This window comes from Halopseudomonas pertucinogena (genome assembly GCF_014646575.1).
GTDB lineage: Bacteria > Pseudomonadota > Gammaproteobacteria > Pseudomonadales > Pseudomonadaceae > Halopseudomonas > Halopseudomonas pertucinogena.
This window is the reverse complement of the sequence record NZ_BMNN01000004.1, coordinates 1-22,271: the sequence shown is the minus strand read 5'-3', so window position 1 is coordinate 22,271 and position 22,271 is coordinate 1. Positions and strand designations below refer to the sequence as shown.

General features: G+C 63.6%; 26 protein-coding genes and 1 pseudogene. 10 read left to right on the top strand and 17 right to left on the bottom strand.

Annotated elements, in window-relative coordinates:
• Positions 1-24: 24 nt before the first annotated feature.
• The 4 genes from IEW63_RS09585 (at position 25) to dtd (ending at position 3,072) form a co-directional block, all read left to right on the top strand.
• Positions 25-966 carry an META domain-containing protein gene (locus tag IEW63_RS09585; RefSeq protein WP_188636409.1) on the top strand — a complete coding sequence of 314 codons (942 nt, stop codon included), beginning with the start codon at positions 25-27 and terminating at the stop codon, positions 964-966.
• A gap of 29 nt (positions 967-995) precedes the next feature.
• Positions 996-1,577, top strand: coding sequence for an NnrU family protein (locus IEW63_RS09580; protein WP_188636408.1), 582 nt, complete (start codon positions 996-998; stop codon positions 1,575-1,577).
• 85 nt (positions 1,578-1,662) lie between these two features.
• Positions 1,663-2,634 (top strand): prolyl aminopeptidase, encoded by a 972-nt coding sequence (pip, locus tag IEW63_RS09575; RefSeq protein WP_188636407.1) that lies wholly within the window; start codon positions 1,663-1,665, stop codon positions 2,632-2,634.
• A complete protein-coding gene (gene dtd, locus IEW63_RS09570) occupies positions 2,635-3,072 on the top strand; it encodes a D-aminoacyl-tRNA deacylase (protein WP_188636406.1) in 438 nt (145 codons plus the stop codon).
• Between the two features lie 434 nt (positions 3,073-3,506).
• Here the strand turns inward: dtd and IEW63_RS09565 are convergent, their stop codons facing one another.
• Both IEW63_RS09565 and IEW63_RS09560 read right to left on the bottom strand, forming a co-directional pair.
• Positions 3,507-4,097, bottom strand: a complete 591-nt coding sequence (locus tag IEW63_RS09565) for a 2-hydroxychromene-2-carboxylate isomerase (protein ID WP_188636405.1) — start codon at positions 4,095-4,097, stop codon at positions 3,507-3,509.
• 23 nt (positions 4,098-4,120) lie between these two features.
• Entirely contained in the window at positions 4,121-4,849 is a 729-nt protein-coding gene (locus IEW63_RS09560) for an SDR family oxidoreductase (RefSeq protein WP_188636404.1), read from the bottom strand.
• 104 nt (positions 4,850-4,953) lie between these two features.
• On the opposite strand from IEW63_RS09560, the gene IEW63_RS09555 reads away from it, so the two are divergent.
• A complete protein-coding gene (locus tag IEW63_RS09555) occupies positions 4,954-5,448 on the top strand; it encodes a winged helix-turn-helix transcriptional regulator (RefSeq protein ID WP_188636403.1) in 495 nt (164 codons plus the stop codon).
• Positions 5,449-5,451: 3 nt separating this feature from the next.
• Here the strand turns inward: IEW63_RS09555 and IEW63_RS09550 are convergent, their stop codons facing one another.
• From IEW63_RS09550 to ubiE, 9 genes are read right to left on the bottom strand one after another with little or no spacing between them, the layout of a single operon-like run.
• Positions 5,452-6,159 carry a 16S rRNA (uracil(1498)-N(3))-methyltransferase gene (locus tag IEW63_RS09550; protein ID WP_188636402.1) on the bottom strand — a complete coding sequence of 236 codons (708 nt, stop codon included), beginning with the start codon at positions 6,157-6,159 and terminating at the stop codon, positions 5,452-5,454.
• On the bottom strand, positions 6,156-6,935 hold the full coding sequence (gene tatC, locus IEW63_RS09545) for a twin-arginine translocase subunit TatC (protein WP_188636401.1): 780 nt from the start codon (positions 6,933-6,935) through the stop codon (positions 6,156-6,158). The genes IEW63_RS09550 and tatC overlap by 4 nt, the downstream gene beginning before the upstream one ends.
• Complete coding sequence (gene tatB, locus IEW63_RS09540; RefSeq protein ID WP_188636400.1) at positions 6,932-7,315, bottom strand: Sec-independent protein translocase protein TatB; 384 nt, start codon at positions 7,313-7,315, stop codon at positions 6,932-6,934. The genes tatC and tatB overlap by 4 nt, the downstream gene beginning before the upstream one ends.
• Positions 7,316-7,321: 6 nt before the next feature.
• A complete protein-coding gene (tatA, locus tag IEW63_RS09535; RefSeq protein WP_188636399.1) occupies positions 7,322-7,552 on the bottom strand; it encodes a twin-arginine translocase TatA/TatE family subunit in 231 nt (76 codons plus the stop codon).
• A 21-nt stretch (positions 7,553-7,573) separates the two neighbouring features.
• Entirely contained in the window at positions 7,574-7,918 is a 345-nt protein-coding gene (locus IEW63_RS09530) for a phosphoribosyl-ATP diphosphatase (protein ID WP_188636398.1), read from the bottom strand.
• A complete protein-coding gene (gene hisI, locus IEW63_RS09525; protein ID WP_188636397.1) occupies positions 7,899-8,312 on the bottom strand; it encodes a phosphoribosyl-AMP cyclohydrolase in 414 nt (137 codons plus the stop codon). The genes IEW63_RS09530 and hisI overlap by 20 nt, the downstream gene beginning before the upstream one ends.
• Before the next feature lie 24 nt (positions 8,313-8,336).
• On the bottom strand, positions 8,337-9,926 hold the full coding sequence (gene ubiB, locus IEW63_RS09520) for a ubiquinone biosynthesis regulatory protein kinase UbiB (RefSeq protein ID WP_188636396.1): 1,590 nt from the start codon (positions 9,924-9,926) through the stop codon (positions 8,337-8,339).
• Positions 9,923-10,543: a ubiquinone biosynthesis accessory factor UbiJ gene (locus IEW63_RS09515; RefSeq protein ID WP_188636395.1), complete on the bottom strand. Its 621-nt coding sequence runs from the start codon at positions 10,541-10,543 to the stop codon at positions 9,923-9,925. Before IEW63_RS09515 ends, ubiB begins: the two co-directional genes overlap by 4 nt.
• Positions 10,543-11,304 carry a bifunctional demethylmenaquinone methyltransferase/2-methoxy-6-polyprenyl-1,4-benzoquinol methylase UbiE gene (gene ubiE, locus IEW63_RS09510; protein ID WP_188636394.1) on the bottom strand — a complete coding sequence of 254 codons (762 nt, stop codon included), beginning with the start codon at positions 11,302-11,304 and terminating at the stop codon, positions 10,543-10,545. Before ubiE ends, IEW63_RS09515 begins: the two co-directional genes overlap by 1 nt.
• Positions 11,305-11,461: 157 nt before the next feature.
• On the opposite strand from ubiE, the gene IEW63_RS09505 reads away from it, so the two are divergent.
• The gene (locus tag IEW63_RS09505; protein ID WP_188636393.1) at positions 11,462-11,737 is read left to right on the top strand and encodes a polyhydroxyalkanoic acid system family protein; all 276 of its coding nucleotides are present in this window, start codon (positions 11,462-11,464) and stop codon (positions 11,735-11,737) included.
• Positions 11,738-11,807: 70 nt separating this feature from the next.
• On the top strand, positions 11,808-12,380 hold the full coding sequence (locus IEW63_RS09500) for a phasin family protein (protein ID WP_188636392.1): 573 nt from the start codon (positions 11,808-11,810) through the stop codon (positions 12,378-12,380).
• A 22-nt stretch (positions 12,381-12,402) separates the two neighbouring features.
• Here IEW63_RS09500 and IEW63_RS09495 read toward each other — a convergent pair whose 3' ends face one another.
• The 6 genes and pseudogenes from IEW63_RS09495 to IEW63_RS09470 all read right to left on the bottom strand — a co-directional run bounded on the left by IEW63_RS09495 (position 12,403) and on the right by IEW63_RS09470 (position 19,487).
• The gene (locus IEW63_RS09495; protein WP_188636391.1) at positions 12,403-12,783 is read right to left on the bottom strand and encodes a gamma-butyrobetaine hydroxylase family protein; all 381 of its coding nucleotides are present in this window, start codon (positions 12,781-12,783) and stop codon (positions 12,403-12,405) included.
• 19 nt (positions 12,784-12,802) lie between these two features.
• On the bottom strand, positions 12,803-14,146 hold the full coding sequence (hslU, locus tag IEW63_RS09490; protein ID WP_188636390.1) for an ATP-dependent protease ATPase subunit HslU: 1,344 nt from the start codon (positions 14,144-14,146) through the stop codon (positions 12,803-12,805).
• A gap of 19 nt (positions 14,147-14,165) precedes the next feature.
• A complete protein-coding gene (hslV, locus tag IEW63_RS09485; protein WP_188636389.1) occupies positions 14,166-14,696 on the bottom strand; it encodes an ATP-dependent protease subunit HslV in 531 nt (176 codons plus the stop codon).
• 151 nt (positions 14,697-14,847) lie between these two features.
• A pseudogene (locus IEW63_RS09480) lies at positions 14,848-15,433 on the bottom strand (SPOR domain-containing protein).
• Between the two features lie 5 nt (positions 15,434-15,438).
• Positions 15,439-17,184, bottom strand: a complete 1,746-nt coding sequence (gene argS, locus IEW63_RS09475) for an arginine--tRNA ligase (RefSeq protein ID WP_188636388.1) — start codon at positions 17,182-17,184, stop codon at positions 15,439-15,441.
• A gap of 86 nt (positions 17,185-17,270) precedes the next feature.
• Positions 17,271-19,487, bottom strand: coding sequence for a primosomal protein N' (locus IEW63_RS09470; protein ID WP_188636387.1), 2,217 nt, complete (start codon positions 19,485-19,487; stop codon positions 17,271-17,273).
• A 222-nt stretch (positions 19,488-19,709) separates the two neighbouring features.
• Between IEW63_RS09470 and rpmE the strand changes: the two genes are divergently transcribed.
• The 3 genes from rpmE (at position 19,710) to IEW63_RS09455 (ending at position 22,099) form a co-directional block, all read left to right on the top strand.
• Positions 19,710-19,925, top strand: a complete 216-nt coding sequence (gene rpmE / locus IEW63_RS09465) for a 50S ribosomal protein L31 (RefSeq protein WP_188636386.1) — start codon at positions 19,710-19,712, stop codon at positions 19,923-19,925.
• Between the two features lie 17 nt (positions 19,926-19,942).
• Positions 19,943-20,716, top strand: a complete 774-nt coding sequence (locus tag IEW63_RS09460; protein ID WP_188636385.1) for a thermonuclease family protein — start codon at positions 19,943-19,945, stop codon at positions 20,714-20,716.
• A gap of 120 nt (positions 20,717-20,836) precedes the next feature.
• On the top strand, positions 20,837-22,099 hold the full coding sequence (locus IEW63_RS09455; protein ID WP_188636384.1) for a malic enzyme-like NAD(P)-binding protein: 1,263 nt from the start codon (positions 20,837-20,839) through the stop codon (positions 22,097-22,099).
• Positions 22,100-22,271: the final 172 nt, after the last annotated feature.

Genomic DNA, 22,271 nt, shown 5'->3' with positions numbered 1-22,271 from the left:
TCATTCCCATTGAGGACAATACCCTTGAACAGGATTACCCATGCAGCGCCCCTTGCCATCCTTGCTGCCCTTGCCGGCTGCAAGGGCAACGTAGCCGAGCCCGTTGCCGAACCCCGCAACTTCACTGCCGAATTGCACTGCGGTGCATTGCCGCTGAAGGTCAGCGGCGCCGGCGAGCAGCTGACGGCGGACCTGCCCGGTCGGCAGCTTGCGCTGCAGCAGGCAGTGAGCGCCTCCGGTGCCCGTTACGTTGCCACGGATGAGACGGACACCAGCCTGTGGTTCAAGGGCGAGCAGGCAACGCTGGTGGTGGACGGCATGGAGTACCCCCGGTGCGCCCCGGCCAATGCGCTCGTCGAGCCGTTTCGTGCGTCGGGCAACGAGCCGTTCTGGAGTCTGGTTGCCGATGACGGGCAGATGACGCTGAATCGTCTGAATGAAGGCGAGTTGCCGGCGCAGCGCTACACAGCCGGTGAGCAGGCCGGGGACTACCTCGGCGATGGCGAGCCGCCGCTGAAGTTGCGGGTACGTGATGGGCTGTGCCGGGACGACATGAGCGGCATGCCGCACCCGCAGCAGGTGACTCTGGAGCGGGACGGCGCGGCTCTGACCGGGTGCGGCGGTGCTCCAGCCCGGCTGTTGCAAGGTGTCGAATGGGTAATCGAGGACATCAACGGTGGCGGCATCATTGATCGCTCGCGGGTTACGCTGAATTTCTGGCAGGATGGGCGGGTGACCGGACGCGCGTCCTGTAACAGTCTGATGGGACAGTATGAACTGACCGGCGAAGGGCTTGCCTTAAGCCAGCTCGGCACCACCCGGGTGGCCTGCGCCCCCGCCCTGATGAATCAGGAGCAGCGGGTGCTGAATACATTGCAGCAGGTGCAACGCTTCGACTTCGATGAAACCGGCGCGCTGCTGCTGCATGCGCAAGAGGGCACCCTGAAGGCCCGCACGGAATACTGATAAGCCAAAAAATGGATGAGGAGATATACATGCTGGCGCTGATACTGGGGTTACTGATTTTTCTCGGGATACATTCAACGCGGCTGTTCGCTGCCGACTGGCGTGAACATCAGGTGCAGCGCATGGGGCTCACGCCATGGAAGGCCATCTATTCTCTGGTATCACTTATCGGTCTGGTGCTGATCGTCTGGGGCTACGGCCAGGCGCGGCTCAGCCCCGAGTGGTTGTGGGTTTCGCCGGTCTGGACGCGCCATCTGGCAGCCTTGCTGACCATTCCCGCCTTCATCCTGATTGTCGCGGCCTACGTGCCCGGTACCCATATCCGTGCGCGGGTCGGTCATCCGATGCTGCTGGGTGTGAAGTTCTGGGCGCTGGCGCACCTGATCGCCAACGGCACGCTGGCTGATCTGCTGCTGTTTGGCGGCTTCCTCGCCTGGGCCGTGGCACTGTTCATCGTGCTGCGCCGGCGTGATCGTCTGGCTGGCATCACCTATCCGGCAAAAGGTGTGAGCCGTGATCTGATTGCCATCGTGCTCGGGATAGTCGCCTTCGGCGTGTTCGCCATGGTGCTGCACGGGCCGTTGATCGGCGTGCGGCCCTTCGGCGGCTGAGCAGTAGCAAACAACCGGCGCCATGGCGCCGGTTCCATTTGTGCGGCCGCTGCAGGCAGCCCGGCCGCTGAGCGGGAGTCGAACCATGCAATTGCTGTATCCGGCGATCAAGCCATATGCCCGTCATGACCTGGCGGTAGAGGCACCCCACGTGCTGTACGTGGACGAAAGCGGCCAGGACGATGGCCTGCCGGTGGTATTCATTCACGGTGGGCCGGGTGGCGGCTGCGATGAGCTGAGCCGGCGGTTCTTCGATCCATCGGTGTACCGCATCATCACCTACGATCAGCGAGGCGCCGGCCGCTCCACGCCCCATGCCAGTCTGGAGAACAACACCACTGCGCATCTGATTGCAGATCTCGAGGCGTTGCGGGTGCATCTGAACATCGACAAATGGGTGCTGTTCGGTGGGTCATGGGGCTCGACCCTGGCGCTGGCCTATGCCCAGGCCCATCCCGAGCGGGTGCTGGGCATGGTCCTGCGGGGCATCTTTCTCTGTCGTGACCGGGACATCCACTGGTTCTACCAGGAGGGTGCCAGCCGCGTCTTTCCCGATTACTGGGAAGAATATGAAGCGCTGATCCCCGAGGAAGAGCGCGGGGATATGGTGGCGGCCTACTACCGGCGCCTGACCGGCGATGACGAGATATGCCAGATGCATGCAGCACGAGCCTGGTCCGCCTGGGAGGGCCGCTGCGCCACCCTGAGGCCCAGCGCCCAGGTGGTGGAGCGCTTCACGGATTCCCGCCGGGCGCTGGCCATGGCTCGCATCGAGTGCCATTACTTCGTCAACCAGTCCTTCCTCGAGCCGGACCAGCTACTGCGGGACATGCCCCGCATCCAGCATATACCGGGGATCATCGTGCATGGGCGATACGACATGATCTGCCCGCTGGACAATGCCCTGGCGCTGCACCAGCGCTGGCCGGGCAGCGAGCTGCAGATCATCCGCGACGCCGGCCACTCGGCGGGAGAGCCGGGGATAGCCGATGCGCTGGTCCGCGCCACCCAGAGCATGGCGCAGCGATTGCTGAAACTGGCGCCGGAGGCAGAGTAGGTGAAGGGATTATTGCAACGGGTCAGCCAGGCCCGAGTGGAGGTTGCAGGAGAGATCGTGGGTGCCATTGACCGGGGCCTGCTGGTGCTGGTCGGCGTCGAGCCGCAGGATGACAAGGCCAGCGCCGACAGGCTGCTGCACAAGCTGCTCAACTATCGGGTGTTTGCCGATGCCGAAGGACGGATGAACTGCTCGGTGCAGGACGTGCAGGGCGGGCTGCTGCTGGTCTCCCAATTCACCCTCGCCGCCGATACCCGCAAGGGCCTGCGCCCCGGATTCTCCACCGCCGCCCCGCCGCAACAGGCTCAGGAACTGTTCGACTACCTGCTGGCGCAGGCGCGCGCCGCCTGGCCGCGGGTGGAAACCGGCCAGTTCGGCGCCGATATGCAGGTGCACCTGGTCAACGACGGTCCCGTGACCATTCTGCTGGAAACCTGAGCCCCGGAGGGCCTTGTTCTGGAAGGCCGAGTTCCACGTCGGCCAGCGGCGGCTGCCGCACGCTCGCATCATCGAGATGGAACTCGACGCTCCCCGGGTTTTGGAAGGCCGAGCTCCACCTCGGCCAGCAGAGGCTGCCGCATGCTCGCATCATCGAGATGGAACTCGACGCTCCCGGGTTCTGGAAGGCCGAGTTCCACCTCGGCCAGCGGAGGTCGCCGCACGCTCGCTCGTCGAGATGGAACTCGACGTTCCCGGGTTCTGGAAGGCCGAGTTCCACGTCGGCCAGCGGCGGCTGCCGCACGCTCGCTCGTCGAGCTGGAACCCGACGTCCCCGGGTTCTGGAAGGCCGAGTTCCACCTCGGCCAGCGGAGGTCGCCGCACGCTCGCATCGTCGAGATGGAACCCGACGTCCCCCGGTCCGGACGCCCGCTTCAACCCGCCGCCAGCGCTTCCTCAACGAAATCCAGCCGATCCTGGCCGAAAAACATCTCCCCATTCACAAAGAACGTCGGCGCACCGAACACGCCGCGCCCGATGGCCCCTTCGGTGATCTGCCGCAGCCGGTCCTTCACCTCCGGTTCATTGACCTTCTGCATCACCTCGCCGGGATCAAACTCGCTGGCAGCAAGTACCTGCCCCACCACCTCCGGATTGCCCAGGTCCTTGCCATCCACCCACATCGCCTGGAACACCACCTCCAGGTAAGTCGGAAAGCGCTCCGTTCCCAGGTAGGCCACCGCTCCACGCATCAGCTGCATGGTGTTGACCGGAAAGTGAGGGTTATGGGCGAAGGGCACCCCGTAACGCCGGGCAAAGCGCTGGAAGTCCACCCGGGTATACGCGCCCTTGGCCGGGACCGTGGCCGGTGAGCTGTTGCCGGTGGCCTTGAATACTCCGCCCAGCAACATCGGCTGGAAAATGACCTCCGCGCCGTGGCGCTCGGCCAGTGAGCGGATCTGCGTCCAGGCCAGATAACTCGCCGGGCTGCCTACATCAAAATAGAACTCCACCTGCTTGCTCATTGTTGCTGCTCCGTCGGTCAGGCTCAGAAGGTTTCCATCCATGGCCGCAGGTCCAGTTCGTGCGTCCAGGCGTCCCGTGGCTGGCAATGAATCTGCCAGTACTGCTCGGCGATATGCTCGGGGTTGAGTATTCCGTCCTGTTCCTTGAGCGCGTAGCGTTCCGGGAAATTGTCGCGGATGAAGGCGGTGTCGATGGCACCGTCGATGATCGGGTGAGCCACATGGATACCCTTGGGTCCCAGCTCCCGGGCCATGCTCTGGGCCAGCGCGCGAAGGGCGAACTTGGCGCCGGCAAAGGCGCAGAAACCACTGCCGCCGCGCAGCGAGGCGGTGGCACCGGTGAAGATGATGGTGCCACGGCCCCGGGGCAACATGACCCTGGCCGCTTCGCGCCCGGTCAGGAATCCCGACAGCGCAGCCATTTCCCATACCTTGCGATAGACCCGCTCGGTGGTTTCGGTAATGGAAAAGCGCACGTTGGCGCCGATATTGAATACCACCACCTCGATCGAACCGATGTCCCGCTCGATATCGGCAAACAGCTGCACCATCTCGCTCTCGACCCGGGCGTCACAGCCGAAGGCATGCGCCCTGCCACCTTCCAGCTCGATACGGGAAACCAGCTCCTGAAGCTTGTCGGCCTGGCGTCGGGTGACGCAAAGGGTGAAACCTTCACGGGCGAAACGTCTGGCGATGGCACCGCCTGTGGCGTCACCGGCGCCAATGATGACGGCTACGGGGGTAACGGACATTGTGGGCTCCTGTTATAGGTTCTTTTTCGGAACTGAGGGTATCGTGGGTTCCTTAAAGGAACTTGTCAAGCTAAGCTCTGCCACTAAACCGAAGGAGAATGACCATGAGATGGGAAGAACTGGGCCAGCAGCCATGCTCGCTGGCGCGTACCCTGGCGGTGCTGGGCGACCGCTGGACGCTGATGATCCTGAGGGACTGTTTTCTGGGCATCCGGCGCTTCGAACAGTTTGAGAGGCGACTTGGCATCACCCGTCATGTATTGGCGGACCGGTTGAAGAAACTGGTGGAGCACGGCGTGCTGAGCCGGGTGCCGTACCAGCAGCGCCCGCTGCGCGAGGAATACCGGCTGACCGAGAGCGGACTCGACCTGCACCCGGCGATCATGGCGCTGGTCAGCTGGGGTGATCGGCATATGGCTGATGAACGGGGCGCGCCGGTGCAGCACCGGCACAAGGCCTGCGGGCAACTGATTCGGCCGGTAACCGTCTGCTCGGAATGTGGCGAGCCGGTGACCGCGCGGGATATCGAGGTGCAGGTGGGGAGTGGCTGGAAGGCCGATGAGCTTTCGCCGCTGTCGATCCCGGCAGCGCAGGGTTGACGCTCAGCTCAGGCGGGCGATCAGTGCAGTGACCGCTGTTTCCACCCGCAGGATTCGTTCGCCCAACTGCACCGGCTGCAATCCCGCATCCTTCAGCTTGTCGACCTCGTAGGGGATCCAGCCGCCTTCGGGACCGATGGCCAGAGTGACGGGTCGCTCGACGGCACGAGGGCAGGCTGGGTAGTTACCGGGGTGAGCGACCAGCCCAAGGCTGTCACCCAGCAGCGCGGGCAGACGATCCTCGACAAAGGGCTTGAAGCGTTTCTCGATGCGCACCTGCGGCAGTACCGTGTCCCGGGCCTGTTCCAGCCCCAGCAGCAGGTTCTCGCGGATCACCTCGGGCTGCAGAAAAGGCGTTTGCCAGAAGCTTTTCTCCACACGGTAGCTGTTGAGCAGCACGATGTCGGCTACGCCGAGGGAGGCGCAATGCTGGAGAATGCGGCGGAACATCTTCGGGCGGGGCATGGCCAGCAGCAGGGTGAGCGGGAGTTTGGATGGGGGTGGCTCGCTCAGACAGACCTCCAGCTCGGCCTTGGTATCGGACAGCTCCAGCACCCGACCCTCACCCATCAGGCCGTCGACCTGTCCGACCCGCAGGCTGGTGCCTAGCTGCACCTGATGCACCTGCAGCATGTGCTGCAACCGCCGCCCGCTCAGACGAACTCGTTCGGGAGCAATGAAATCCTGCTCCTCGAGCAACAGCAGGTTCATGCGGAAGGGCTGTCCTCTTCGGACTGCTCTTCCCGCTTGACCGGTTTGAGCATGCCGCCGAACAGGATACCGACCTCATACAGCAGCCACATCGGTACCGCCAGCAGGGTCTGGGAAATGACATCCGGCGGCGTCAGCAGCATGCCGATGGCGAAACAGCCAATGATCACATAGGGTCGGATTTCCTTGAGCTTCGCTACATCCACCACGCCGGCCAGCACCAGCAGCACCGTGGCCACCGGGATCTCGAATGACAGGCCGAAGGCGAGGAACAGAGTCATGACGAAATCGAGGTAGGCGCTTATATCGGTCATCACTGCGACGCCTTCCGGCGCCACGCTGGTGAAGAAGCCGAAGATCAATGGAAAGACCACAAAGTAGGCAAAGGCCATGCCGGCATAGAACAGGATGATGCTCGACGCCAGCAGCGGCAGGGCGATGCGCTTCTCGTGCTTGTACAGGCCCGGAGCGATGAACCCCCAGAACTGATGCAGGATAAAGGGCATGGCCAGGAACAGCGCGCTGATCAGCGCCAGCTTGAAGGGCGTCAGGAACGGCGAGGCGACGTCCGTCGCAATCATGCTGGCGCCTTCAGGCAGGTATGCGCGCAGCGGCTCTGAAATGAAGGTGTACAGATCGTTGGCGAAGTAGAACAGACCGAGAAAGATCACAAGCCAGATGAGCACGATACGCAGTAGACGGGAGCGCAGTTCGGTCAGGTGCGCGACCAGGGGCATATGGCCCTGGTTATTCTCGGGGGGCAGCTTGTCACTCATGGGCGCGGTGTCTGGTCATCGTTGGATGGGGGCGGAGAGCCGGCTTCGCTGCTGCCCGTTTCCGGGGCGGCAGCGGGCGCAGCCGGCGACGTCCCCGCAGCGGGCTCTTCTTCGTCGGCATCCTGATTGCGCCGTTTGACGTTAGAGGTACCGGGCTTCTTCGCCAGGTCCGCCATGATCTTTTCGTTATGAAGGGTCTGGCGCAGTTCGTCGGCGCCTATCTCGCGCTCGACCTGACTGCGGACCTCGGCCAGGCTGCGCTTGATACGCCCCATATAGAGACCGGCCATGCGCACCGCGCCGGGCAGTTTCTCCGGGCCGAGCACCAGCAGGGCGACCACGGCCATCACCACCATCTCGAGAAAACCGATATCAAACATGGACGATCAGTCCTTGTGCGAAGTGGATTCCGCTTTCTTCTCGGCTTTCACGTCCAGGGTCTCGCCCTTCTGCTCTTCCACCGAGGGCTTGTCATCCTCGTGCATGGATTTGCGGAAGCCCTTGATGGCCTCGCCGACATCGGTGCCGATGCCCTTGAGCCGCTTGGTTCCGAACAGCAGGATCACGATCAGCAGGATGATCGCCAGTTGCCAGATACTGATTCCACCAAATCCCATCTCAACCTCCAGGGCGTCGCCCTATCTAGTGTCTCGCGCTGCTTTCTCGGCCAGGCCGGACAAGTCAAAACGCCGTTCCAGTTCATTCAATACATCGTCCGGACCAAGGCCCAGATGGCTGAGCATGACCAGACTATGGAACCACAGATCAGCGGTCTCATAGATCAGCTCGCTCTTGTCCCCGCTGCGCTCACAATCCTTGGCTGCGAGCAGGGTTTCCGTGCATTCCTCGCCTACTTTCTCGAGGATCTTGTTCAGTCCCTTGGCATGCAGGCTGGCGACATAGGACGTGTCTGCCCCGGCCTGCTTGCGTTGCTCCAGGACCTCGGCGAGGCGCTGGAGCGTGTCAGTCGTGCTTGTGCGCATAGATATCTTCCGGGTTCCTGATGACAGGATCGGTATCCTGCCATTGTCCATTGCTGTAAACCTTGTAGAAGCAGCTCTGCCGCCCGGTGTGGCAGGCGATGCCGCCGCGCTGCTCGACCTGCATGACGATCACATCATTGTCGCAGTCCAGTCGCAGCTCATGCAGTATCTGCACGTGACCGGATTCCTCGCCCTTGCGCCACAGTCTGGCACGGGATCGTGACCAGTAGATGGCGCGGCCTTCACGGGCTGTCAGTTGCAGTGCTTCACGGTTCATCCAGGCGACCATCAGTACGCGGCCGGTGGCATGATCCTGGGCAATGGCGGGCACCAGACCGTCCGCATCCCATTTGATGCAGTCCAGCCAGGTGGTATCGGTTTTGTTGTCGGTCATGATATCAGGTCGGGCGCTATCAGGTCAGCGGCGCAGCACCAGCCAGGCACCGGCCACAAGGGAAAGCCAGTACAGCGGCTGGGTCTGGGCCCAGGTGGTCGGGTCCGCGCCCAGGCTGCTGGCACCCAGCGCGACCAGCGCGGCGCCCAGCAACCGCAGGGCGCGTGCATCATTGCGGCGCGCACGGGGATGGTGCTCCCACTGGGCGATATTGTCCAGTGCACGGTGGGTGGTATGCAACAGCGGTGGGATGCGTTCCATCTGCTGGCGCAACTTCTCGAACTGTTGCCGCGGGCTGGCCCGCTCACGCATCCAGCGTTCCAGATACGGCTTGCCGGTGCGCCACAGGTCCAGCTCGGGGTAGAGCTGACGGCCCAGCCCCTCGATGTTCAGCAGAGTCTTCTGCAACAGGACCAGCTGGGGCTGTACTTCCATATTGAACCGACGGGCGGTCTGGAACAGGCGCAACAGCAACTGACCGAAGGAGATGTCCTTGAGCGGGCGTTCGAAAATGGGCTCGCAGACGCTGCGGATGGCTGCCTCGAATTCGTTGACCCGGGTCTCCGGCGGTACCCAGCCGGAGTCGATGTGCAGTTGCGCGACCCGGCGGTAATCCCGCTTGAAGAACGCCATCAGGTTGCGCGCCAGATACGTCTGGTCTTCCGGAGTGAGGCTGCCGACGATACCGAAATCGATGGCAATGTACTTCGGCTGCTCCGGATGTTCATGGGAAACGAAGATGTTGCCCGGGTGCATGTCGGCATGAAAGAAACTGTCGCGAAACACCTGGGAGAAAAAGACCTCCACGCCACGCTCGGCCAGCTTCTTCATGTCGGTGCCCTGTGCCTTCAGCGCATCGATATCGGTCACCGGAATGCCGACGATTCTCTCCATGACCAGTACCTTGTGCCGGCACCAGTCCCAGTAGATCTTCGGAACGTACAGCACCTGTGAGTCCTGGAAGTTGCGCCGCAGCAGGGAGGCGTTGGCGGCCTCGCGATAGAGGTCCAGTTCGTCGAAGATCGTCTGTTCGTAATCGCGCACCACTTCCACCGGGCGCAGCCGGCGGCCTTCCCGGGATACCCGCTCCAGCGTGCGGGCGGCCAGGTACAGCCACTGGATATCCTGATGGATGACGTCTTCGATGCCCGGGCGCACCACCTTCACCACCACTTCACTGCCATCGTGCAGGCGGGCGGCATGCACCTGTGCTACCGAGGCCGACGCCAGAGGTGTCTGGGAAAACTCGGCGAAGGCGTGTTCTATGGAGACGCCCAGCTGCTCCTCGATCCGCCTGCGCGCCAGTTCGGGCGGGAACGGTGGAACCTTGTCCTGCAGGAAGGCCAGCTCGGTGGCAATGTCATCAGGCAGCAGGTCGCGCCGGGTGGAAAGGATCTGACCGAACTTGATGAATACCGGGCCCAGATTCTCGAACGCCAGCCGCAGCCGGGCGCCGCGCGTCAGTCCCCGGGGCGCCGGGTAGAGCTTCCATGGGCCGATCAGCAGCAGCCGCACGTACCAGGGCAGCGGCAGGGGAGCGAGGATCTGGTCCAGGCGGTAGCGGGTGAATACCAGCAGAATGCGGAACAGACGCAGAAAAGCGGTCAGGTTCATGTATCGGACTCGGTATCGTTCTGCAGCAGGCGCTGCACGCGGGCTTCCAGGCGATCGAGCTGCAGGCGCAGCTCGTGAATCCGGGCAGCACTGGTATCGGCCTCGGCCCGGCCGGCCAGCTGCTGCCCCTCCTCGGTGAGATATTCACTCACCGCCTGCTGCAGATTATCCCGACTGCCAGCGGCCCAGCCGCGTCCGCGGCGGGCGAGGCGGCCGAGGGCATGTGCCGCCACCGGACCCAGCCAGCGGGCCAGGGCCGCTTCGCCGTCAAGCTGCAGGTCGGCAAAAATGTTCTGCAGCTGCACCAGCAGTTGGGTGTCGCCGCTGAGCTCCACCTCCGGCAGCTGCAGCAGCTGCTGACGGTCACTGCTCAGCGCCAGACGGGCGAGCAGGCTGGCGGGTGCGCTCAAGGTGCAATCCGGGTCCTCTTCGTGATGACTCGCAAGACGCAGGCCTTCGCTGTCCGGCAGCAGATAGACGGACATGGCCGGCTCCCGGGAGCGCAGCAGGATCACCCGCCCCGCCAGCGTGGCCAGCCGTTGCCTGGTGAGCGGGTCCTGATTGATGGCCAGCGCCAGACTGCGCTCGACCCCGGCCAGCAGCAGACGGCTGGACATCAGGGCTTGATACCTCGGTGCAGGGCCACAATGCCCCCGGTCATGTTGTGATAGGTCACCCGGGCGAAGCCGGCCTCTTCCATCATTCCCTTGAGGGTTTCCTGATCCGGGTGCATGCGGATGGATTCGGCCAGATAGCGGTAGCTTTCAGCATCGCCGGTAATCATCCGGCCCATCAGCGGCAGCATGGTGAAGGAATACTGGTCATAGGCCTTGGACAACAGTTCGTTGCCCGGCTTGGAAAACTCCAGCACCAGCAGGCGGCCGCCCGGTTTGAGCACCCGCAGCATGGAAGTGATGGCTTCTTCCTTGTGGGTCACGTTGCGCAGGCCGAATGCGATGGTGATGCAGTCGAAATGGTTGTCCGGGAAAGGCAATTTCTCGGCATCGGCCTGGACGAACCGCACATTGCCCGCCACGCCCTTGTCCAGCAACCGATCACGACCAACCTTGAGCATGGACGCGTTGATGTCGGCCAGTACCACTTCGCCGGTGGGACCCACCAGACGGGAAAACTTGCGGGTCAGGTCACCGGTGCCGCCGGCGATATCCAGTACCCGATTGCCGGGGCGCACCCCGGACAGCTCGATGGTGAAGCGCTTCCACAGCCGGTGAATGCCACCGGACATCAGGTCGTTCATCAGGTCATACTTGGATGCGACGGAGTGGAAGACTTCGGCAACCCTCCCGGCCTTTTCCGCCTCGCTGACTGTCTGGAAGCCGAAATGAGTGGTGCGGTCTGAGCTGGATCTGTCTGTCATGGAAGCATCTGCCTTGGCAAATTGAATGGCCATTCTACCCCTATTTTGCGGCTGCGGAGGGATCGCCGCCTGCTGAATGATAGGACAGGCTGTCGCATGTCGGCGCGACATCCGGCATGCTAGGCGTTTTTCAACAACCATACTCAAGGGAATAGCCGTGGCAACAGTCGAAATCACCCGTGAACACTCGCTGGGCAAGGAAGTGGCAAAGGAGCGTGCACAACAGATGGCCGACAAGCTGGCCGCCAAGCTGGGCGCCGAGTGCACCTGGAACGAGGATGAGCTGACCTTCCAGCGCAGCGGTGTGGATGGCAGCATTCTGGTGGGTGCGGACAGTGTTCGGGTGGCGGTCAAGCTCGGCATGATGCTTACGCCGATGGCCGGCATGGTCAAGGGCGAGATCGAGAAGGCGCTCAATCGCTATCTCGTTTGATCCAGCGCAAGGCAGGGCCGTGCGGGTCTGCTAATCTGCAGTTCTCACAATCGAAGGGGTGGGTGCTGCGATGGCGGACAAGAAGAGGAAGGCAAAGGACAGCAATCGGGACGAGCTGGAAGACTACGCACGGCAGATCTGGCTGGCGGGACTGGGGGCGTATACCAGGCTTGGCAAGGAAGGCGGCAAGCTGTTCGAGGCGCTGATTCGCGAAGGCGAGGAGGCGGAGAAGCTCGCCAGCAAGGTCTCGCTGGAGGGGGCCAGAGCCAAGGTCGAGAAGGCCCGCAGAAAGCTCGCCGACAAGCTCGGTGATTGGGAGGAGCATGTCGACAGGCGCCTGCAGGAGGCTGCCGAGCGCATGGGACTTGCCAGCCAGGCCGATCTCGAGGCGCTGGGCACGCGGGTCGACGAGCTGGCCCGCATGGTGGAGAAATTGGCCACCCCGCCGGCGACCAGGCCCTCGACTGCGCGCAAGCCGGCAGCCGCACGCAAGCCCGCTGCGGCAGACTCCGCAGGCACGGCCACCGCTGCCGCCAAAGCAGCTCCCCGGCGCCGTACCACTGCTCCCAAGGCCGCCACCCGGGGCAAGACCTCTCCCGCGCCGGCGACCGACGCCGCACCGGGTACACCGCCGGAGCTGTAAGCGCTGACGCCCGGGTGTCAGCTCAGAGCATCACCCTCACGACCGAGACATCCGGGTCGCGACTGGCACCGGCTGCATGCAGCCGGTCCAGATACTCCTGCCACAGGCGCTCCTGGTCGCTGCCCAGCTCATGCAGGTACTCCCAGCTGTACAACCCGCTGTCATGACCGTCATCGAAGGTCAGCTTCAGCGCATAGTTGCCCGCCGCCTCGACGCCGATCAGGGCCACGTTCTGCTTGCCGGTCTGCAGCACCGGTTTACCATGTCCCTGCACTTCGGCGGAGGGTGAATGCACACGCAGGAACTCCGCCGGCAGGACGAAGCTCCGGCCGTCGGCGTAGGTCAGCTCCAGGGTGCGCGATGCCTTGTGCAGCTTTACCCCGGTAGGGATGGGATGGCTCATGTCGGCACGTCCATGGGTCTCAGAGGATGTAGCGTGACAGGTCTTCGTTGACCGCAAGCTCACCCAGATGCTCGTTGACATAGGCTGCGTCGATTACCAGCTTCTCACCCGCCTGGCGGGCCGCCAGATCACCGGCGCTGAACGACAGTTCCTCAAGCAGGCGCTCCAGCACCGTGTGCAGGCGACGGGCACCGATGTTCTCGGTCTTCTCGTTGACCTGCCAGGCAATTTCCGCCAGCCGGGCGATGGCATCCTCGGCAAATTCGATCTCCAGCCCTTCGGTCTTCAGCAGTGCCCGGTACTGCTCGGTGAGCGAGGCGTCGGGCTCGGTCAGGATACGCTTGAAGTCCTCCGGCGAGAGCGACTGCAGTTCGACACGGATCGGCAGACGTCCCTGCAGCTCGGGGATGAGGTCCGATGGCTTGGTCAGATGAAAGGCGCCGGAGGCGATGAACAGGATGTGATCGGTCTTGACCATGCCGAACTTGGTATTCACCGTGCAACCTTCGATCAGCGGCAGCAGGTCGCGCTGAACCCCCTCGCGGGACACATCGGCGCCACCACCACCGCTGTTGGCGCGCTTGCTGACCTTGTCGATCTCGTCAAGGAAGACGATGCCGTTCTGCTCGGCCACTTCGATGGCGCGGGCCTTGAGGTCTTCTTCGTTGACCAGCCGTGCAGCTTCCTCGTCGCGGATCAGCTTGAAGGCTTCGCTGACCTTGAGCTTGCGGGTCTTGCGTTTGCCCTTGCCCAGCCCGGAAAACATGTTCTGCAGCTGGCTGGTCATTTCCTCCATCCCCGGCGGCGCCATGATTTCCACCCCCACCGGGGCGTCGGCCACCTCGATGTCGATTTCCTTGTCGTCCAGCTGACCTTCGCGCAGGCGCTTGCGGAACAGCTGGCGGGTGCTGGAGTCCTCGCGGGCCGGCTCGTCACCGGTGCCCTGGCGTGGCGGAGGCAGCAGAGCATCGAGAATGCGCTCCTCAGCGGCGTCCTCGGCGCGGTGGCCGACCTTGGCGATCTCCTGCTGGCGCAACATCTTCAGCGAGGCGTCGACCAGGTCGCGGATGATCGATTCCACGTCGCGCCCGACGTAGCCGACTTCGGTGAACTTGGTCGCCTCGACCTTGATGAAGGGGGCCTGGGCCAGGCGTGCCAGACGACGGGCGATTTCGGTCTTGCCGACGCCGGTCGGCCCGATCATCAGAATATTCTTGGGCGTCACTTCCTGGCGCAGCCGCTCGGGAAGCTGCATACGCCGCCAGCGGTTGCGCAGGGCAATGGCGACGGCGCGCTTGGCATCCTGCTGGCCGATGATGTGGCGGTCCAGTTCATGGACGATTTCACGGGGTGTCATGGACATGTAGTTACTCCTGGCCGCCTCAGGTATTGGCGTCCAGCTCCTCGATGGTTTGATTCTGGTTGGTGTAGATGCAGATTTCGCCGGCGATGCCCAGGCTGGATTCGACAATTTCCCGGGCGGACAGATCGGTGTGGCGCAGCAGTGCGCGGGCGGCGGATTGGGCATAGGGGCCGCCGGAGCCGATGGCGATCAGGCCTTCTTCAGGTTCAAGCACATCGCCGTTGCCGGTGATGATCAGCGAGGCATCCTTGTTGGCCACTGCCAGCAGGGCTTCCAGCCGGCGCAGGGTGCGGTCGGTGCGCCACTCCTTCGCCATCTCCACCGCGGCGCGCACCAGATGACCCTGGTGTTTCTCGAGATGACCTTCGAAGTGCTCGAACAGCGTGAAGGCGTCGGCGGTGCCGCCGGCAAACCCGGCAATCACCTGATCATGGTAGAGGCGGCGCACCTTGCGCGCGTTGCCCTTCATCACGGTGTTGCCAAGCGATACCTGGCCATCTCCACCGATGACCACCTTGCCGTGGCGGCGTACTGAAACGATCGTAGTCACGCGCAGCTCCTGTTGACTGTTCAAATGGTGTGCAGCACGGCGTGCGCGCTGTCATGAACAGGTATCTGGGGATGCCGGCGGGAGAATTCAAGCCGCCGGGGGCTGGCGGGGCAGGGAGCTGACCAGCGGATGCGGGTCAGCCGTTGCTGTTTCAGCGAACGGTACGCTGCTGGCGCAGCAGGTTGCTGAAGCCGTTGCCGCTCAACGTCCGCTCCGCCTGGCTGACGCGGGTCTCATCAGCGAAGGGGCCGACCTGGACCCGATGCCAGACCTCACCATTGGCCAGCCTGGCGTCCTCCAGGCGGGCATCCAGACCCATGAGGATGATCTGCGCGCGCACCCGGTCGGCTTCAGCGCGCTGGCGGAACGAGCCGGCCTGCAGGAAGTACTGGGTGGTCGAGGCCGCCTTTTCCGGCTTCGGGGCCGGAGCGGGGGGGCGGTGCGGGCGCCGGGCGTGGCGCAGGCACTACCACTTCGGATTCCGGCAGCAGGGTATAGAAGTCGTAGCTGGGGCTCTGGCGCTTCGGCTGTTCCGCCGGACGCAGGGCCGGCTGCGGTGGCGGCGTGCTGCCCCGTTTGACGCTTTCCCGCCCCGGCTCCAGCGTGAACAGGAAGGCAATGAACAGCCCGACTATCACGCCACAGATGGCGATCAGCCAAACGGGAACACGGGGGCCGGTCTTCGGTCTGGCGCGGCTGGCGCCGCGGCGGGAGGCTGCCTTGCGTGCTTTGGCCATCGGTATTACATGCGCTCCAGAGTATTGATACCCAGCAGGTTAAGGCCCTGGGCCAGGGTACGTCCAGTCAGTGCGGCCAGGCGCAGCCGACTGTCGCGATCCTGTGGCTGCCCGGCGGTGAGAATGGGGCAGTTCTCATAGAAGCTGGAGAAGCGGCCGGCCAGATCGTAGAGATAATGGCAGAGAGTGTGCGGCGTGCCTTCCCGGGCAACGTACTGGAGCAGACTGCCGAACTGGTTCAGGTGGGCAGCCAGGTCGATTTCCGCCTCCTCTTTCAGCGCCAGTGGGGCCAGGTCATCCAGTTGCTGCATGTCGCGGTCGATCCTGCGGAACACGCTGGCGACCCGGGTGTAGGCATACATCAGATAGGGGGCGGTATTGCCCTCGAAACTGAGCATCTGGTCGAAGTTGAAGTTGTAATCGCTGCTGCGGTGCTTCGACAGGTCGGCGTATTTCACCGCGCCGATACCCACGGCACGGGCGATCTGCTGCAACTCCTCGGCATCCAGCTGCGGGTTTTTCTCCTGTACCAGCTGCAGGGCGCGCTGCTCCGCTTCGTCCAGCAGGTCGATGAGCTTGACCGTGCCGCCGTCCCGGGTCTTGAAGGGCTTGCCGTCGGCACCGTTCATGGTGCCGAATCCCATGTGCTCCAGTTGCATATCGGCCGGCACGAACCCGGCCTTGCGTGCCACGGCGAATACCTGCTGGAAGTGCAGTGCCTGGCGCTGGTCGACAAAGTACAGCACGCGGTCGGCATTCAGCTCCCGGTGCCGATAGCGCATGGCGGCCAGATCCGTGGTGGCATAGAGGTAGCCACCGCCGGCCTTCTGCACGATGACCGGGAGCGGCTTGTCTTCGCTGGTGCGGAATTCGTCAAGAAACACGCAGCGGGCGCCCTCGCTCTCGGTCAGCAGCCCGGCCTGCTGCAGGCTGTCGACCACGTCAGCGAGCTGATCGTTATAGGCGCTTTCACCGCGTACGTCGGCCGGCGTGAGACTGACACCGAGGCGGTCATACACGGCCTGACAGTGGCCCAGGGAAATGCTGTTGAAACGGTTCCACAGCGCCAGACAGTCAGGGTCGCCGGCCTGCAGCTGCACCACACGCTCGCGGGCGCGGTCGGCGAAGGCCTCGCTTTCATCGAAGCGCTTCTTGGCCTGACGGTAGAAGTTCTCCAGATCGCCCAGCTCTGCTTCGGCGGTGGCCGGGTTCTCTTCCAGATAGGCCAGCAGCATGCCGAACTGTGTGCCCCAGTCGCCGACGTGGTTCTGACGGATCACGGTATGGCCGAGGAATTCCAGCACTCTCGCCACCGCATCGCCGATGATGGAGGAACGCAGGTGGCCGACGTGCATCTCCTTGGCCAGATTGGGCGAGGAATAGTCCACCACCACGCGCTGGGCTGGATCGGCGCGCGCCACGTTCAGGCGCGGATCGTCCAGCGCCTGCTGCAGCTGGCCGGCCAGCCAGGCGCGATCCTGGAAAAAGTTGATGAAGCCGGGCCCGGCAATGGAGATCTGGGCCACTGCCTCGTTGGCTGGCAGGGCAGCGACGATCTTCTCGGCAAGGTCACGGGGCTTCATGCCTGCGGGCTTGGCCAGCATCATCGCGAGGTTGCTGGCGAAGTCGCCATGGCTCTTGTCGCGGGCCGTCTCCACCTGAATGTTGGGGCTGATATCGGCGGGCAGCACGCCCTCGGTCTGCAGGGTGCTGATGGCGCTGGCGAGCAGCTGGCTGATGAGGTTCTTCATAAATGCTCTGGATTCCGACAAGGGCCCGGGGAAAACCACACATTATCCGGTTTAACCGCGGCCTTGCCAAATCCTCCGGCGACCGTTCAGAACATATCCATGGGGTCGACATCGATCGACCAGCGCACCCGACGGGCCTGGGGCTGCTGTTCCAGAGCGACCAACAGCAGATGCAACAGCTGATGCAGCGACGAGCGCTGCCGGCCCAGCACCAGCAGCTGCGCGCGGTAGCGCCCGGCCCGGCGCTCCATGGGTGAGGGAACCGGCCCGAGCAGCTCGACGCCGGATATCCGATGAGTAGCAAGCAGCTGTTCGGCAATGTCGCAGGCATTGTCGAGGAACTCGTCGGTCTGCGTCACGGCGTTCGCTTCCGCCCTCAGCAGCGCCATGAAACTATAGGGGGGCAGGCCGGCCGCCTGGCGGGCTGCCAGCTCGCGGGAGGCGAAGCGGCTGTAGTCATGCTCGACCAGGTCCAGCAGGAGCGGGTGCTCGGCCATGTGGGTCTGGATGATGACCTGGCCGGGCTTGTCGGCCCGCCCGGCCCGTCCGGCTACCTGGATCACCTGCTGGGCCATGCGCTCGGGGCCGCGGAAGTCGGCGGAGAACAGGCCGCCGTCGGCGTCCAGGATGGCCACCAGGGTGACGTCGGGAAAGTGATGCCCCTTGGCGAGCATCTGGGTACCCACCAACAGACAGGGTTCACCGCTGTGGATGCGTTCGAGCATGTCCTGCATGGCCCGCTTGCGGCCCATGGTGTCACGGTCGATACGCAGTACCGGAAAGTCCGGGAAGCTGGCGATCAGCTGCTCCTCGGTGCGCTCGGTACCGGCGCCAATGGGGCGCAGCTCCTCGCTCTGGCACTTGGGGCAGCAACGCTCGACCGGTCGCTGGCTGCCGCAGTGGTGGCAGTTCAGCTGGGGTGGCGACTGGTGCAGCGTCATACGTGCATCGCAGCGGCGGCATTCGGCCATCCAGCCGCAGTCATGGCACATCAGCGTCGGAGCGAAGCCGCGGCGGTTGATGAACACCAGCACCTGGTTGCCTTGCTGAAGATGGTCACCCATCAGCTTGATCAGCGGCCGGGACATGCCGCCTTCAAGGGGGCGGCTGCGGATATCCAGCGCCTGGAAGCGGGGAGGGCGTGCATTGCCGGCCCGCTGGGTCAGGCGCAGCAGCTGGTAACGGTTGCGCTGGACATTGTAGAGGCTTTCGAATGACGGCGTGGCCGAGCCGAGAATGACGCCGGTCTGTTCCAGGCTGGCGCGGTATACCGCCAGGTCCCGCGCGTTGTATCGCAGACCTTCCTGCTGTTTATAGGACAGATCATGTTCTTCATCGACGATGATCAGCCCCGGGCGAGCCAGCGGGGTGAAGATTGCCGAACGGGTACCGACAACGATGGCCGCTTCACCATCCCGCGCGGCAATCCAGGCGTCCAGCCGTTCCCGGTCGTTGAGTCCCGAATGCAGAATCACCACCGGCACATTGAACCGCCGGCGGAAGCGCTCCATGGTCTGCGGCGTCAGGCCGATCTCGGGGATAAGCACCAGCGCCTGGCGCTGGCGCTCCAGACAATGGGCGATCGCCTGCAGATAGACCTCGGTCTTGCCGCTGCCGGTCACCCCTTCCAGCAGCCAGCAATTGAAACCCTCGGCAGCTGTTATCCGATCAAGCGCAGCCTGCTGCTCGGGGTTGGCCTGCAGCGCCGGCTCCCTGTGCAGGGGGCGTGGCTCATGTACATGGTGTGGTGACTGACTGATCCTTCGCACCAGTCCCTTCCGCTCGAGGGCCTCCAGCACATCACGCGTCAGTCCCCACTGGCTGATCAGTGCATGGGACAGGCCATGGGGGTGCATGGCGAGAGTCTGCAGCGCCTGCTTCTGCTTGGGCGCGCGGCTGACGGCCGGGTGCGCCGGGTAGGCGCCGGGCATCAGTTGCCAGAGCATCTGCTGGCGGGCCATGGCCGGCTCGCCCTGGCGCAACAGCACCGGCAACGCGCTGCTCAGGGTATCGCCCAGGCCGTGCTGGTAGTAGCTGGCAGTCCAGCGGCATAACTGCCACAGGCTGTCGGGCAGCAGTGGGGTTTGGTCAAGGAGCTCGCTGGCCTGCCTGAGCTTGCCGGCAGGTACGTCAGAATGATCGGCGATGGCGGCGATCATTCCTACCAGCTGGCGGTTGCCGAAAGGCACCCTTACCCGCAGACCGACCTGCAGCATCTGCGCGCCCGCACCCGCCGGCGCCCGGTAATCGAATAACCGCCGCAGGGGGGAGGGAAGGGCGACCTGGATGATCGGTACTGGCACGGGGTGGATGTCCTTTTCTGTCAGGCTGCTGATGGTAGCATCGGCCGACCGGGATAGGCAGTTGCACGCGAGCTCCGGTGACACTTGCGCGGCGGCGGAATTCTGTTATCATCGCCGGCCTGTTTTCCCGTCCATTCGATTTTTTCGGTGTCGGGCAGAATCACACAGTGCGGTGCCTGATCAGGTTGGTCCGGTGGCGGCACACAAAACCGAGGAATCACCATGAAAGCTGATTTGCATCCTGCATATGAAGAGATCGAAGCCACCTGTGGTTGCGGCAACGTGATCAAGACCCGCTCCACTCTGGGCAAGAACATTTACCTGGACGTCTGCTCCGCCTGCCACCCTTTCTACACCGGTAAGCAGAAGGTTCTGGACACCGGCGGACGTATCGAGCGCTTCAATCAGCGTTTCGGTGCCGTCAGCACCAAGAAGTAACGATCAGGCAGCCCTCGATGGCTTTGCCCGGTTCGAAGAAGGCGCTCCTCTGGAGCGCCTTTTTTGTTTTCTGGCTGATGGCCGCGCCGGCGCTGGCCGGCCATTGCGCCATGCCAGGCGTCGGCGAGCAGATCAGCAGCAAGCAGGTGATCGATGGCGATACGCTTGATCTGGTGGATGGTCGACGGGTGCGGCTGATCGGTGTCAATGCACCGGAGATCGGGCGTCGGGGCAGCGCGTCGGAACCTTTCTCCCGGGCTGCCCGTCGCGAGCTGATGCGTCTGGCGGGTAAGGGCGGGCTGCGACTTCTGGTCGGCGAGGAGCGTACAGACAAGTACGGGCGCACCCTCGGCCACCTCTTCGACGCGCGGGGTGCGAATCTGGAGGCTGTACTGTTGCAGCAGGGGCTCGGCTTCGCTGTGGGTATCGCACCCAACCTGCGGCTGCTCGACTGTCATCTGCGCCACGAGCGCCAAGCCCGGCTGGCGCAGCGCGGGATCTGGACACGGAACCCGGTCACGGCGGCGGCACAGCTTGACGCTGGCGGCTTTCGGATCCTGCGTGGTCGGGTGGCCAGGCTGGGTCGCACTGGCAGCCATATCTGGGTTGACCTTGATGGCCCGCTGGCGTTGCGCCTTCCCATCGGACTGATCAAGCCCGGAGATGATGTCGCATGGCTCGGGCATGAAGTCGAAGTGCGCGGTTGGGTGGTGGATCGTGGTCCTGTTCGCCGCGGGCACAAGCGCTACATGCTGCCGGTTGACGACCTGCGTCTGATGCCCCGGAACTGACGGCTTCCGCCGCGCGACCGGAGCGCCATGCAAGCGCATAGCGCCAGCTTGTGAGGGGTAGGGCTTTTCTGTATTCTCGGGGGTTCGCAACACCATAAGAATCTGACCGGAATCGTAATCATGTCTGACCTGAGAACTGATGCACTCGAATACCACGCTCGTCCCCGTCCGGGGAAGCTGAGCGTGGAGCTGACCAAGCCCACTGCCACTGCGCGAGATCTGGCGCTGGCTTACAGCCCGGGTGTGGCAGAGCCAGTGCGTGAGATCGCCAAGGATGCAGACAACGCCTTCAAGTACACCGGCAAGGGCAACCTGGTCGCCGTGATTTCGGACGGTACCGCCATTCTGGGGCTGGGTAACCTGGGGCCGCTGGCGTCCAAGCCGGTCATGGAAGGAAAGGGCGTGCTATTCAAGCGCTTCGCCGGTGTCGACGTGTTCGATATCGAAGTCGAGGCGGAGAGCCCGCAGGCCTTCATTGATACCGTCAAGCGCATTTCCTGCACCTTCGGCGGCATCAACCTCGAGGATATCAAGGCGCCCGAGTGCTTCGAGATCGAGCGTGCGCTGATCGAGCAGTGCGACATTCCGGTGTTCCACGACGATCAGCACGGCACTGCCATTGTCACCGCGGCCGCGATGATCAACGCCCTGGAGCTGGCGGACAAGAAGCTGGAAGATGCCAGGATCGTATGTCTGGGCGCCGGTGCGGCTGCCGTTGCCTGCATGAAGCTGCTGGTCAGTCTCGGGGCGGCGATCGAGAACATTTCCATGGTTGACCGCAAGGGTGTCATCCACGCCGGTCGAGATGACCTGAACGAGTACAAGGCCATCTTTGCTACCGAAACAGACAAGCGCACCCTGTCCGATGCCATGAAGGGAGCGGATGTGTTCGTCGGTCTGTCGGGTCCGAACCTGCTGCAGCCGGCCGAGCTGAAGCTGATGGCGGAAAACCCGGTGGTGTTCGCCTGTTCCAACCCGGATCCGGAAATCAGCCCCGAGCTGGCCCATGCCTCGCGCCCCGACGTGATCATGGCCACCGGCCGTTCGGACTATCCGAACCAGGTCAACAACGTGCTGGGTTTTCCGTTCATCTTCCGTGGCGCGCTGGATGTCCGGGCAACCCGCATCAATGAGGAAATGAAGATCGCGGCCGTGCATGCCATCCGCGAGCTGGCCAAGGAGCCGGTGCCGGAATACGTAATGCAGGCCTACGGCGGTCTTTCGCTGGAGTTCGGTCGTGACTACATCATTCCCAAGCCAATGGATGTGCGTCTGATCGAGAAGGTGCCGGCGGCGGTAGCTCAGGCTGCCATCGACAGCGGCGTGGCTCGGTTGCCGTATCCTGCTCACTACCCGCTGAAGTCGGTAGAAGACTGCTTCTGAGTGCTTGCCGGAAGGGTGCAAAGCCTTCCGGCAAAATGAATCGAAAGAAGCTTGACGTACCCGCTGCGCTCTCTATAATGCGCCGCTCACCGCCGGGGCAGGTCAGCAGCAGGATCGCCAGGCAGTGAAAGGGATGTGAGGAAGGCGTTGACAAGGTGTTTCAACCCTGTAG